This window comes from Scandinavium sp. NPDC088450 (genome assembly GCF_044900545.1).
Taxonomy (GTDB): domain Bacteria; phylum Pseudomonadota; class Gammaproteobacteria; order Enterobacterales; family Enterobacteriaceae; genus Scandinavium.
This window is the reverse complement of sequence record NZ_JBJDNI010000018.1, coordinates 67,954-80,758: the sequence shown is the minus strand read 5'-3', so window position 1 is coordinate 80,758 and position 12,805 is coordinate 67,954. Positions and strand designations below refer to the sequence as shown.

General features: G+C 53.1%; 12 protein-coding genes. 3 read left to right on the top strand and 9 right to left on the bottom strand.

The features are described 5' to 3' along the window. Positions 1-105 precede the first annotated feature (105 nt). Positions 106-1,197 carry an ABC transporter substrate-binding protein gene (locus ACI2I2_RS16160; protein WP_404658801.1) on the bottom strand — a complete coding sequence of 364 codons (1,092 nt, stop codon included), beginning with the start codon at positions 1,195-1,197 and terminating at the stop codon, positions 106-108. Between the two features lie 400 nt (positions 1,198-1,597). Between ACI2I2_RS16160 and ACI2I2_RS16155 the strand changes: the two genes are divergently transcribed. Both ACI2I2_RS16155 and ACI2I2_RS16150 read left to right on the top strand, forming a co-directional pair. Further along, a complete protein-coding gene (locus ACI2I2_RS16155; RefSeq protein ID WP_404658800.1) occupies positions 1,598-2,092 on the top strand; it encodes a molybdopterin-dependent oxidoreductase in 495 nt (164 codons plus the stop codon). A 17-nt stretch (positions 2,093-2,109) separates the two neighbouring features. Further along, positions 2,110-4,038 carry a putative bifunctional diguanylate cyclase/phosphodiesterase gene (locus ACI2I2_RS16150; protein WP_404658799.1) on the top strand — a complete coding sequence of 643 codons (1,929 nt, stop codon included), beginning with the start codon at positions 2,110-2,112 and terminating at the stop codon, positions 4,036-4,038. 37 nt (positions 4,039-4,075) lie between these two features. On the opposite strand, the gene catA is transcribed toward ACI2I2_RS16150, so the two are convergent. From catA to ACI2I2_RS16110, 8 genes are all read right to left on the bottom strand, one after another. Next, positions 4,076-4,753 carry a type A chloramphenicol O-acetyltransferase gene (gene catA, locus ACI2I2_RS16145; protein WP_404658798.1) on the bottom strand — a complete coding sequence of 226 codons (678 nt, stop codon included), beginning with the start codon at positions 4,751-4,753 and terminating at the stop codon, positions 4,076-4,078. A 100-nt stretch (positions 4,754-4,853) separates the two neighbouring features. After that, positions 4,854-5,555 carry a response regulator gene (locus ACI2I2_RS16140; RefSeq protein WP_404658797.1) on the bottom strand — a complete coding sequence of 234 codons (702 nt, stop codon included), beginning with the start codon at positions 5,553-5,555 and terminating at the stop codon, positions 4,854-4,856. After that, on the bottom strand, positions 5,533-7,176 hold the full coding sequence (locus ACI2I2_RS16135) for an ATP-binding protein (protein ID WP_404658796.1): 1,644 nt from the start codon (positions 7,174-7,176) through the stop codon (positions 5,533-5,535). Before ACI2I2_RS16135 ends, ACI2I2_RS16140 begins: the two co-directional genes overlap by 23 nt. Before the next feature lie 157 nt (positions 7,177-7,333). Continuing rightward, complete coding sequence (locus ACI2I2_RS16130) at positions 7,334-7,810, bottom strand: WbuC family cupin fold metalloprotein (RefSeq protein WP_404658795.1); 477 nt, start codon at positions 7,808-7,810, stop codon at positions 7,334-7,336. Positions 7,811-7,908: 98 nt separating this feature from the next. Next, positions 7,909-8,934, bottom strand: a complete 1,026-nt coding sequence (locus ACI2I2_RS16125; RefSeq protein WP_404658794.1) for an ABC transporter ATP-binding protein — start codon at positions 8,932-8,934, stop codon at positions 7,909-7,911. A gap of 1 nt (position 8,935) precedes the next feature. After that, a complete protein-coding gene (locus ACI2I2_RS16120) occupies positions 8,936-10,510 on the bottom strand; it encodes an ABC transporter permease (RefSeq protein ID WP_404658793.1) in 1,575 nt (524 codons plus the stop codon). Positions 10,511-10,535: 25 nt separating this feature from the next. After that, positions 10,536-11,552 carry an iron ABC transporter substrate-binding protein gene (locus tag ACI2I2_RS16115; protein WP_404658792.1) on the bottom strand — a complete coding sequence of 339 codons (1,017 nt, stop codon included), beginning with the start codon at positions 11,550-11,552 and terminating at the stop codon, positions 10,536-10,538. Between the two features lie 288 nt (positions 11,553-11,840). Beyond that, entirely contained in the window at positions 11,841-12,287 is a 447-nt protein-coding gene (locus ACI2I2_RS16110) for an ester cyclase (RefSeq protein WP_404658791.1), read from the bottom strand. A 229-nt stretch (positions 12,288-12,516) separates the two neighbouring features. Between ACI2I2_RS16110 and ACI2I2_RS16105 the strand changes: the two genes are divergently transcribed. Further along, the gene (locus ACI2I2_RS16105) at positions 12,517-12,666 is read left to right on the top strand and encodes a hypothetical protein (RefSeq protein ID WP_404658790.1); all 150 of its coding nucleotides are present in this window, start codon (positions 12,517-12,519) and stop codon (positions 12,664-12,666) included. Positions 12,667-12,805 lie beyond the last annotated feature (139 nt).

Sequence of the window (12,805 nt, the reverse complement as noted above, 5' to 3'; positions counted from 1 at the left end):
TTGCTGTTTTTGTAGGCCCGGTAAGCGCGAGCGCCACCGGGCATTTTTTGCCGGATGCGCTGCGCTTATCCGGCCTACAACCATCAATACTTTTTGCCGTGAAGGTTATTTGGCGGCGGCTTCGCGCCACTGTTTGATGTAATCCAGACGTTTTTTCGGTTGCAGGTATTCCAGCAGGCTTTCATCGACCGGGATTGGCTTCAGCGCTTTGCCCAGCATTTTGGTCATGCCGTCGATGTCGTTTTTGCCTTCGATATCGTTACGGATGGACGGGATATCGGCCTGGTTTGCCAGGATGCTCTGGCCTTTTTCAGACAGCACGTAGTCCAGCCACAGTTTGGCGGCGTTGCTGTTTTGCGCCTGCTGGCTGATGAACGACACGCGAGACAGCACCAGGGTGTAATCCTTCGGATAGGAGATGCCCAGCGAAGGGTCAGTTTTGGCGCGGGCTTCAGCGTAGGAACCGAGGATGTTAAAGCCAATCAGGTTTTCGCCCGAAGACACGCGTTCCATCATGGTGCCAGTGGAAGACTGTACGGCTAAACCGCCTTTGGCGACGTCAGCCAGGGTTTTGAAGTAGTTCGGATCGGCTTTGGAATCCTGCACCGAGAGCATAAAGCCGAGGCCAGATTTCTCGATATCGTAAGTGGTGACTTTGCTCTTGAATTTATCGGCCTGGCTGGCGATCAGTTTTGCCAGCGCGGAGTGGGAATCCGGCACTTCATTCGCCGGGATCAGGCGTTTGTTATAGATAAACACCACCGGCTCATAGGTGGTGCCGTAGGCTTTGTTGTTCCAGACGGCCCATTTCGGCAACTGGCCTTGTTCCGGCGATTTGTATTCCTGCGCGTAGTCGGTCGCGAGCTTCAGGGCGGTGTCCATGGAAGAGCTCCAGACCACATCGCCGCTGCCACCGCCAGCCGCCTGTTCGCTGATAAAGCGGTTATACAGTTCGGTGCTGTTCATGTCGTTGTATTCGACTTTGATGCCCGGATAAGTGGCTTCGAAGCCCTGAATCAACGGCCCGGCCGCTTTGGTGTCAGTGGTGGAGTAAATCACCACTTTGCCTTCTTTGGTGGCGGCATCGACCACTTTTTGGTAGTCCGCCGGATAGCCTTGCGGCAGAGCCGACAGCGCAGACACAGAGAAAAGCACAGTAGCAGTAAGCACAGAGAGACGGAGTGTTGTGTTCGACATTGTAGTTAACCTTTCAGTTACATTTTATTAGTCAAAACTCAACATAGCGGATGGCGATAATCAGACAATAGGGGGCGACAGGCGACGTCACTGAAGTGTGATTGCTGGCCTTTTTTAAGCAATTAACACCATAAAAACCACGAAAAGAGCGCCGTGCTTATTTGTGCTGAGCCCATAAGTAGCTTGTTTTTTGCACAGATGTCACGCTGTTTGGCTTAGGTCAAATAACGGCGCCGATCTTTGTTAATCAGCAGAAAAAGAAGGGTTTATTTAACTGTTTGATTTTAATTGATTATAATATTGATACATTGATTGCATTAACAATAGCCGTGGGCCATATATAAATAGCGCAGTAACTAAATTATAATTCTTTAACATCCGGTTGATAGACGAGGTCAGAATGCGATTCATTGTCATGCTGTTAAGCTTTGTGCTCTCCACACAAGTCTGGGCGGGTGAATTTTCCAAACCTGCCGGTAAAGCTCTTTTAACGATCTCTGGTCATATCGAAAATACCAATGACGGTGGCAAAGCCGTTTTTGATCTCGCAAGCCTTGAGAAAATGGGGATGGTCAGCTTCCAGACTACGTCTCCCTGGTATAATGGCCGCACAACTTTTACGGGTATTTCGCTGCAAAAGCTGATGGATTATGTCGGGGCGAAAGGGACAGTGGTGAAAGTCACTGCGCTCAATGACTACACCACCGAAATCCCGCTCAGCGATTTCAAAAAATACAACGTTATCCTTGCTTTAAAAGTTAACGGAGAATACATGCGTGTCCGTGATAAGGGCCCGTTGTTTGTGGTTTACCCTTATGACAGCCTGCCTGAACTGAATAATCAGATTTATTATTCCAGGTCAGCCTGGCAGGTCAGCAGAATGAGTATTGAGTAAGGGGTCAGACGACCAACATGAACAGAATTCTGGCTGGCATCATTTGTTTCCTTTTTATCTCTACCGGATATATCTCTTTCCTTGTGCATGAAAGGCAGCAAGAGCTACAGAAACTGACGCACTACGCCGCTTCGTGGTCAGCGGCGCAGGTGGTTTCAGAGTATTACCGGTTTGAATCTTTACTGGGTCTTTACGCTGTCGATGAGACGATGACGCTGGATGATGTGCGCATGCGCCTCGACATTATGCTCAGCCAGAGTGATTTGATGAAACAGGGCGACCTGAGTAGTTACATTGAAAGCAGCAAAGCCCATCATGCGCTGGCGGTGCAGCTTGAGCAGACACTGGATTATCTGGACGGTCATCTTGAGAAAATGAACCGTCCACAGCTTCAGGCTTACCTCGAAACTATGCACACGCTTGATGCGCCGCTGGGGCGTTTGTCGTCCAGCGCGTTAGACAAAGACATCAACGCGATTAATGATGCCAACGTCAACATTAACACCCTGTACTATATTTACTCCGCAACGTCGGCCTTGCTGATTATCATGAGTGCGATATTGGGTGGGCTGATCTTTGTTCAAAACAGAAATATTCTGAAGGCACACCTTCAGGTAAAAAGCCTGGCTGAAGCATTGCAGGAATCGAAAGAACAACTGCAGGTCCAGAATGCCAAACTGGAGTATGACGTCTACCATGACTCGCTGACCGAAATGAATAACCGTCATTTCTTCTGGGAGAATTTAAATGAAACCATCGAAGCGGCCGTCAAAAGCAACAGCTCTGTCAGTGTGATGTTGTTTGATTTAGACCGGTTCAAAGAGGTCAATGATACTTATGGGCATGATGTCGGTGACATGTTATTACGCCAGATATCACACCGTCTTATTTCGAGGGGCCTGACGTCCGATTCACTTTATCGTTTAGGTGGGGATGAGTTTGCGTTTCTCTCAAGTGGCCTCACCGAAAGCAGTGCCGTGTCGCAAGCCCAAAAAATATGCGATGCTATCAATCATCCTTACACGATTAATAACACGATTATTAATATCACCACCTGCGTCGGGATTGTTATTTCAGACACAGAGCGCCGCTCCGACTACCTGTATAAATTTGCTGATCTGGCGCTTTATGAAGCCAAAAAAGAAGGCGCGGGTAAGATAAAAATCTTCCGTCAATGGATGCTGGATAAGCTGCAAGAAAGCCGAACGCTTGAGCATGATATGGCCACGGCGTTGGTGAATAAAGAATTTGTGGTTTACTACCAGCCGATTGTCGATTCTTTCAGCCAGCAAATTTACAGCTACGAAGCCCTTATTCGTTGGCTGCATCCTCTGAAGGGACTCCTGTCGCCGGACAGCTTTATTCCGGTGGCTGAAAAAACCGGTATGATTAACGAGATGGGGAAGTCGGTGCTTGAAATCGCCTGCCGGGAAGCCGCCTGCTGGGTCGTTCCGGCTAAAATTTCAGTTAACGTTTCGCCTGTTCAGCTCAGCAGCAAAGCCTTTGCCAGCATGGTGTTGTCTATTCTGAACGACAGCGGTCTTCCCGCTGATCGCCTTGAACTGGAAGTGACGGAATCCACTCTCTTTACTGAGAGCAGCATGCCGATGACGACGCTTAACAAGCTGCGGGCGATGGGGGTGAATATCTCCATTGATGATTTTGGTACCGGTTATTCTTCCCTTTCGCGCCTCAGTAGTCTTGCCTTCGATAAAATCAAAATCGATAAGTCCTTTGTGCGTGCCCTGTCGACGCAGCAAGATGCCCTTAATATCATCAGGCTGATCACCGGCATGGCGAAATCCCTCAACATGAAAGCCGTGGCGGAAGGGGTTGAAACGCAGGAACAGCTGGAAAGCCTTCAGGCTCTTGGCTGTGATTACGTACAAGGGTATTTGTTTGGTAAACCTCAGCCTTCTATCGATGCAAAAATCAGACACGGTTAAAGGGAAATCTTCTTCCTGAAATGAGGTCTTCAGGACCTCAGGTGTCGAGTTCCTTCGATATGTTCTGTATGTCATCGCACATCTCTTGCAACTCATTGAACAGTCTCGCCAAATGGAAGCCGTCGCACACGGCGTGATGCACTTGCGCGGCGAGGGGCAACAAGACTTTCCCCTCCTGAGGAGAGTATTTCCCAAACGTAAACATGGGGGCGAAAAAGTTCTGCATGTTGGCCACGTTGACATTAAAACTGGTGAAACTTACCCAGGGAATCGCGGAGACGAAAAATATGTTTTCGCGGGATTCTTCTTTCGGCCAATAAGAAAGATTATCACCGTAGCGTGCAGTGTCTTCTGAATACACTTGCTGGAAGTGCTGAATATTGCCATCGAAGTGGCTCCATAAAGAAGAAAAGGTCTCCGTTTCTTTATGGAAAATGGTATAGCTTGGATGAACCTCATTCCAGGTGACCAGCTCATTATTCTTCATCGCCATCCGAAATTCCGGATGACGGTTTACGACAACAGCAAGCAAGGAAATAATCGTCGGGTAAAACTTCCAGCCCACTTCCTTTATCTGTTTTAGCAGAGTGGTAATATCGACCAATACCGTTTGGTTAATGGTGCTTTGGGCAAAGGACTGAAACACCTCAAAATGCTCTTTTCTGGCCCAGCGAGATAAGTCAACAGGCGTATATTCTGCAGGTGTTTTTATCATTTTTTAACCTTTGAAAGAAAATGAGCGAACAGAGATCAGTGTAAAATTTTTTATGCATTAAGCAAACAGCTGCCAGCCACCCGTTTTGGTAGCTGGCGCGTTATTTTGCGTCGGGCCGCTTGCGGTAAAGCCTGCGCGGATGGCCGATACTGCCGTACTGAAGTTCTGCGCCAATAAACCCCGTTTCCACGCAATATTCGAGGTAGCGCCGACAGGTGGTTTTGCTGATACCGGTTTGTTCCACCACTTGTTCCACAGACCAGCTTCTGTCCGGATCTTCCGTGAAAGCCTGCTTCACTCGTTCGAGGGTATTCGGTTCAATGCCTTTAGTTGACGGCACGGCAGACGTTTCCGCGGCGGGCAGGTTAAACAGCTTATCCAGCGCGTGCTGATCGACCACCTTCTGTTGGCGCAGGGTGTGCACCAGCAGCATAAAGCGTTCCAGAGAAGCCCGCAGGCGCTGGAAAAAGACCGGTTTAATCAGGTAGTCAAAAGCCCCGCTGCGCATCGCGTGGCTGCAGGTCTGCATATCGCTGGCGGCGGTGATAAAAATCACCGAACACTCAAAGCTTTTCAGTAACGGGCTGTCGATTAAGTCCACGCCTTGTCCGTCTGGCAGATAGTTATCGAGCAGAATCAGCCGCGGCTGGTGGCGTTGCAGCAGCGTGCGGGCTTGTTCCAGCGTGCTCGCAATCCCCACTATGCGCAGATGGAAATTCTGCTCGATATACTCGCGATGCAGTTCGGCCAGATGCGGCTCATCTTCCACAATGACGACATCAAGCGGCTGGCTGTGAGTCATGAAGCTCTCCTGTCTCAAAAGGGATGAACACGGAAAACAGCGTGCCCTGCGGCGTGTTGTCCGTCACTTCAATGCTGCCCCCGGCATTATCGACATAGCCTGCCACCAGATAGAGACCAATACCGTGCTCGGCTCCGGCAATCTCATCGCCTGCCTGCGGTTTGCTGGTCACGCCCTGTTCAAACAGATACGGTTTCAGGGCATCTTCCACGCCGCAGCCCTGATCGGCGATTTCAATCAGCAGCTCCTGATTACGATCGGAGATATAGAGTTCAACCGGTGCATGGGGCAGGGGCGTTTTTAGCGTGGCATCCACGGCGTTATCCAGCAGATTGCCCACCACCGACATCAGCGCTGTTTCGGTGATCCTCTGCGGAATGCGCATCAACTGGCACGCTGGATCAAATTGCAGCTCAATGCCTTTTTCCCGCGCGCTGACGTATTTCCCCAGCAGCAGCCCGCACAGCGCCGGAGAGGTAAAGCGCGAGGAGACAAAATCCAGCACCTTCTGCGCGCCTTCCGACTGGGCCTGAATGTAGCGGATCGCATCGTCATAGCGCTGCATTTGCAGCAGGCCGACCAGCGTGGCCGTCCAGTTAAGCTGTTCGTGGCGCATGATGCGCAGGTTGTCGGCGTAACGCCTCACCTGGCTTAACTGGCTGCTCAAGGTGTTGATGTCGTTTTTATCGCGGAAACTGAACACCCAGCCGTTGGCCTCATTCGGCTCAAGCGCAATTGCCACGCGGTTGACGATCATCTGCTTCTGATTGAGCACCATAATCTGGTCGTGCTGCGCCAGGCTGCTATCGGCGAAAAACGCCGGGGGAAGGTGCACCACCTGATCCAGCGGTTTACCAATCAGCTTGTCTTCCGTCTGGGGTAAATCGAGCAGCTCGCGGGCCGCCCGATTGATTAGCAGGAGTTGCCGTTCGGCGTTGACGGCAAAAACACCTTCGTACATCGCTTCCAGCAGCGCCTTTTGCTGCCGCACCAGCAAGGCGATGTCTTTCGGCTCCAGCCAGAACATCTGCTTTTTCACGTTGCGGGTGAACATCCACGAAAAGAGAAACAGCAACAACAGCAGCGCCATGCCATAAAACGCCGCCTGCCACAGTAGACGCGCGTTAATGTTGGCGATGTAAGAGGTGAGATAGCCGACGGAAACAATGCCGATCACCCGATGCTGAACATCAAAAATGGGCGCTTTGCTGCGCAGTGAAACGCCAATGCCACCTTTGCGCATCGAGATAATAGTTTTGCCGCGCAGCACTTCGGCGTTGTCGCCGCCAATCATCGGCAGGTTCAGGCGCTCCGGCGTTTCAGAGTGGTACAGATGCTGTTCGTTGACGTCTCCGATAACGATATAGCTGGCATCGCTTTGCGCACGCAGCGGCTGGATCAGGTTCGCAATACCTTTTGTATCTCGCGCTTCGACTTTCTCCGCCAGCCCCGGCATCAGGGCTATTTCACTGGCCTGCACTCGCGCACGTTGCCCTAAATCGTGGTGCAACTGCTTGTCGATGACGTGATAAAGCACCCCGCCCAGAATCGCCAGCAGCAGGCAGGAAAACAGCACCAGCGACAGAAAAAGCTTCACCTGGAAAGGGAGTCTGGATTTCATGCGACCTGCAACGGAGAGGGCCAGAGACATGCTCGCAGCCTAGCATGTGGGCAGAAGCGCCGGAATCGGGATGTTGCAGAGTTGTGAACTGGTTTGCGTCTTAGGAAAGGATGTCAGTTGCGCGAAGGGGGAAGGCCACTTCGCGCAACAGAAGGGCTTAGGCTTTGAAACCGCTGTCGCCAATTTGCGCCATGGCAGACCAGCGCAACAGCTCGGCGGTGCCCGGTTCACCTTCAGCCGGAGACCAGGCGGCAAAATCTTCTGCCGCAACCGGCTGATAGCCGCCGTGTTTGACTTCAAAAATCACGCCGCCTTTGTCCAAAGACAGCACCGAGTGCCAGGTGCCTGCGTCCATCTCAACGACTTTGCAGTCTTCGCCCAGCACCACGCGATGGGTGACTTTGCCCTGATCATCAAAGTTCAGCACCAGGAAACGGCCACTCAGCGCAAACAGCAATTCAAAGGTGTGCGGATGGCGGTGAGGGCGGACGTAGGTGCCCGGCTCCATGGCAATCGCCAGACGCTGTACCGGGTCGCTTAATTCAGGGTGAAGATTACGGTGAGCGCGTAAACGGGGGGATTTGGCCGCCGCGTCGCTCTGCTGATGCATGTCACTGAGGGTGATCGTTTTCATTTGAGTTGCCTGACATTTTGCTGACGAGCACGAAGCTCCGAGGCTAAAGAGTAGCAGTAGCCCGTCACGCAGAAAAGTGGGCTACTGTAACTAGTGACTCAGGCGGCTAAAACACAGGCGTGGCCGTTCACTGCCACGTTGACCGGTGCGCCTTTCTGCCAGTGCTGCTGGCTGAGCGTTTTAACCTGCAACGCCATCGGCCAGCCGGGAGCCGTTAACGTCAGCGTCGAAAGATGGCCGGTAAAATCCACCTCGCTGATGATGGCGGTTGGCTGCTGGTGGGCCGCGGTAATCATCAGCTGTTCCGGGCGCAGCATAATGCGTCTCTCGCCCGTATGCTGAGGATTGTTCACCGATATATCACCCAGACAGCAACGCGCCACGCCGCCGTTCACCTGCGCAGGGAAGATCAACGCGTCGCCAAGGAACAGCGCGGTCTCTTCATCCACAGGCTGGGAATAAACGTCGACAGGGGAGCCCACTTGCGTGAAACGGCCATGACGAATCACCGCAATCTGGCTGGCAAACGAGAGCGCTTCTTGCTGATCGTGAGTCACCAGAATAGAGGCCACGCCAGCCTGTTCGAGCAAATCAGCCGTGGCTTTGCGCGTGGCGGCGCGAAGGCCGGTATCGAGCGCGGAGAACGGTTCATCCAGCAACATCAATGCGGGTTTTTGAGCGAGCGCCCGAGCCAGCGCCACGCGCTGTTGTTGCCCGCCGGATATCTCGTGCGGCCAGTGCGAGGCAAGACGAGTATCGAGCGACACCAGCTCCATCAGTTCCGCCACGCGAAGGTGATTTTCCTCTTTCGACCCTTTCAGGCCGTAAGCGATGTTGTCGCCGACTTTCATGTGCGGGAACAGCGCGCCTTCCTGCGGCACAAACCCAATGCCGCGTTCGTGGGCAGGAATAAACGTGTTCTGGTCGAACAGCACTTTATCGCCCAGCGTGATGTGCCCACCATCCGGAATTTCAAACCCGGCAAGAATGCGCAGCAGCGTGGTTTTGCCTGAGCCGGATGGCCCGACAATCGCCGTTCGGCTTCCGGCTTTCACCTTCAGGTTGATGTCGTCCAGCACCGTCGTCTGGCCAAATGTCTTCGAAATACCCGATAACTCAATCATCTTACAACCCTGCCAGTTTTTGTGACTGCACGTAAAGAATGCCGGTGAGCGGCAGCGAGATAAGGATCATCAGCAGGGCATAAGGCGCTGCGGCAACATAATCAATTTCGCTGGTCAGCGCCCAGAACCCGGTCGACAGCGTGCGAGTGCCGAGCGGAGAGAGCAACAGCGTGGCGGTTAACTCATTACAAATACCAAGGAACACCAGCGCAGCCCCGGCTGCGGCACCCGGTGCGGCAAGGCGCAGCGTCACGCTCCACAACGCGACGGCGGGTGTTTTCCCTAAGCTGCGAGCCACGTTTTCCAGTTCGACAGGCGCCTGAGCGATGCCCGCGCGCAGGTTAATTAACCCACGTGGGGCGAACATCAGCAAATAGGCCAGGAACAGCGTGATTTCAGTCTGGTAAATAGGGCGCGAGTAATGAATCGTGACCGTCACCAGCGCCAGTGCGACCACAATGCCGGGCAGCGAACTGGTGAAGTAATTACAGCCTTCCAGCACCCGGAACAGTGGGCGAGGATGACGAACCGACAGCCACGCAATCGGCACGCCAGCCAGCAGCGTTAAGATCGCGCCGCTGCCCGCAAGCACCAGCGTTTGCTGGAGTGACGTCCACAGATTGGCCTGATTCCAGTTTTCGATGCCGCCAAGCCACAGCCAGCGGCAAAGCACCGCCAAGGGCACCGCAAAGGCCAGCAGAATAACTATCAAAGCGAAGATCTGCCCGAAGCACTGGAAAGCTGGATTCAACTGCCAGCGTTTTTGTTCGCGAGGCGCTCCAGCCCCCACTCGCGCATAGCGTGCTTTGCCGCGTGTGGCGCCTTCCAGCGTCAGGATTGCCAGACAGCAAAGCGCCAGCACGCCCGCCAGCATATTGGCCGCCGGGCCGCTAAACGTGGACTGGAACTGGTCATAAATGGCGGTGGTAAAGGTGTCGAAGCGGATCATCGCATACAGCCCGTATTCCGCCAGCAGATGCAGCGCCACCAGCAGCGCACCGCCCCAAACCGGTAAGCGTAATTGCGGCAGAACAATGCGGTAAAAAACGCGAAGCGGCGGTGTGCCTAATGAAGCGGCAACGTCTTCGAGCGTGGGATCAAGACGGCGCAGCACAGCGGCGACGGGCAGGTAAATAAAGGGATAGTAAGCAAGCACGGAAAGAAAAACGCCAGCGCCCAGGCCGTGAATCGAGGGCACGGCGCTGACCCAGGCATAACTTTGCACGAACGCCGGAATGGCGAGCGGCGCAACCGCCAGCATCGACCAAAGCCGTCTGCCAGCAAGCGTGGTGCGTTCTGTCAGCCAGGCGAGCAGCACGCCGACAAACACACTCAGCGGAACGGTCACCAGCACTAACAGCAGCGTGTTGCTGAGAAGCTCAGCAACACGCGGGCGAAAGATGAGTGCTTTAACGGTCTCCCAACCGGTGTCAAAGCCAATGTAAATAACAAAGGCAGGCGGGAGAAGCGCCAGCAGCGAGACCATCACTGCCAGCATCACCATCACAGGCGCGGGGCGATGTGACGGCACCGGGCGTGGCGCGAGAGATTTCTCGCTAACATTCACAACGGACATTAAGCACTCACCACAGTCAGTTCAATCAGAGCAGGCCAGCCTGAGTCATCAGGTCGATAACCTTCTTGCTGTTCAGCGTAGAAGCTTCGACTTTTGGTGCATCCAGCTCTTTCAGTGGAACCAGTTTCGGGTTGGACGCAGCGTTCACACCCACCGCATATTCAAAGGCATCGTTGGTGCGCAGAGATTCCTGGCCTGCTTTACCGGTTATCCACTTGATAAAGGCCTGAGCCTGCTGCTGGTGTTTGCTGGAAGCCAGCACGCCGCCACCCGAGATGCTGACGAAGGCGCCCGGATCCTGATGTTTAAAGTAGTAGAGTTTGGTGTTTTTGCTGTTCTCGCCGGTTTTCGCCTGGTCAACAAAACGGTAGTAGTGATAGATAACGCCGCCATCAATCTGGCCTGCGTTCACCGCTTTCATCACCGTGCTGTTGCCTTTGTAGGCCACGAAGTTGGTTTTCATCGCCTTCAGCCAGTCCAGCGTGGCTTTCTCGCCTTTCAGCGCCAGCATCGCGCTGACGATAGCCTGGAAATCAGCACCAGATGGGGAAGCCGCCCAACGGCCTTTCCACTCAGGTTTCGCCAGATCCATCAGGGAATGGGGCAATTGGGATTCAGACAGTTTCGCCGGGTTGTAAACGAACACGGTGCTACGGGCAGCAATGCCAATCCAGCGGCCATGTTCAGGACGGTAAGCCGGAGCTACCTGAGCAAGGGTGGCGGCATCCAGCGGCGCAAACAATTTGGCGTTATCGACCAGCACCATCGCCGGGGAGTTTTCGGTCAGGAACACATCGGCAGGGGAAGCGCTGCCTTCCTGCACCAGCTGGTTACCCAGCTCGCTGTCGCCGCCGTTACGCAGCGTCACTTTAATGCCGGTTTCTTTGGTGAAGCCATCCACCCACGCCTGAACCAGGTTCTCATGCTGCGCGTTGTACACCACGATGCCTTCGTTGTTATCCGCCGCCTGCGCCAGCGGCGACAGCAGCATTGAGGAAGTCATCATCGCCAGCGAGCACAAAGACGATACGCCAAATTTCATAAGTTAATCCTTCATAAAAGTGAGTCATAAACACCAGAAAGCATAACGAGGCGGATTAAAACACAATACTTATGGAATGATAATGAAAGTGATTATCATTTGAATATAAAAATGGAATATCAGGCGGATTGCGCTTTTCGCGGCACAAAAAACCAGTGCGCCAGGTGCGACAGAAGGAAAGATTAAAAAAAGCTTAATATTGGCAAATTATTTGGATTCTGTGGGGGCTAACGGATTGGGAAATGCCGCGGTGACGCAGCATCTCCTGAAGCATGAAGAGCAGGGCGCTCAGAACATCCCGTTGCTGTTAGCGGACTTTTCCGGAACTGTCTGGGTCACATCCCAATGCTCAACAATTTTATGCTGCTTATCGAGACGGAAGATATCGATAATCGCCTTAGTGACGCCGGGCTCACGCCCTGAGGTCTTGACATGCAACACCACATAATCGCCATCCGTCAGCACACGCTTAATCTCACTGTGTGAGTCAGGGTATTTCGTTTTCAGGAACGCAATAAACTCTTTAAAGCCTTCTACGCCATCTTTCGCGGTAGGGTTGTGCTGCTTATATTCCTCGCCCAGGAAAGGCTTCGCAGCCTCAAAGTTTTTGTCATTTAGCGCGTAATCATAAAACTTCAGCACGTTCTCTTTGTTTTGCTGTTCATCCGGCACAGCAGCCAATGCCACGTTGGCGGCCAGCAGGAGCGTAAGGGGAAGCAGTGATTTCTTGAGCATAGGTTGACCTCGTTAAGGGCGACAATACTGGGTCTTTATAGAGCAAATACCCAAAGGATGCAGCCTTAATAAAATCCACGGCAACGCCACCGTGTATAAGAAGAAATAACCAGAGCGTGACGGGGAGTTTATTTCCCTGTCACGGTTAAAGTAACAAGCATTGAATTAAACTGCGGCTGTTATATACAGTACGTCGAAGTCAATCCCAAAAATAACGCCCCCGGCGGTGATGGGCCACGAGACGTCCATCGCGCAGACAGCGGCCATCAGCACCGCACCAGGGGTGCCGCAGATTACCCATCATCCAGTCAGCATCCCAACTGACAACAGCAGCGAAATGGCCGGAACGGTTCCCCGCCAGCGTCTTTCGACAAGCTAGCCCAATGAGTAACAACAATAATGCGAGCCTCTCTCCTGCGAATTTCGGGCTGCTGCCATGTTTACAAAACGAGTGCGGGCTACTGGAAAACGGCAGACAGGGGTTAACGGCTGGCAGGGAAATGCGAATGTTAAGCAGG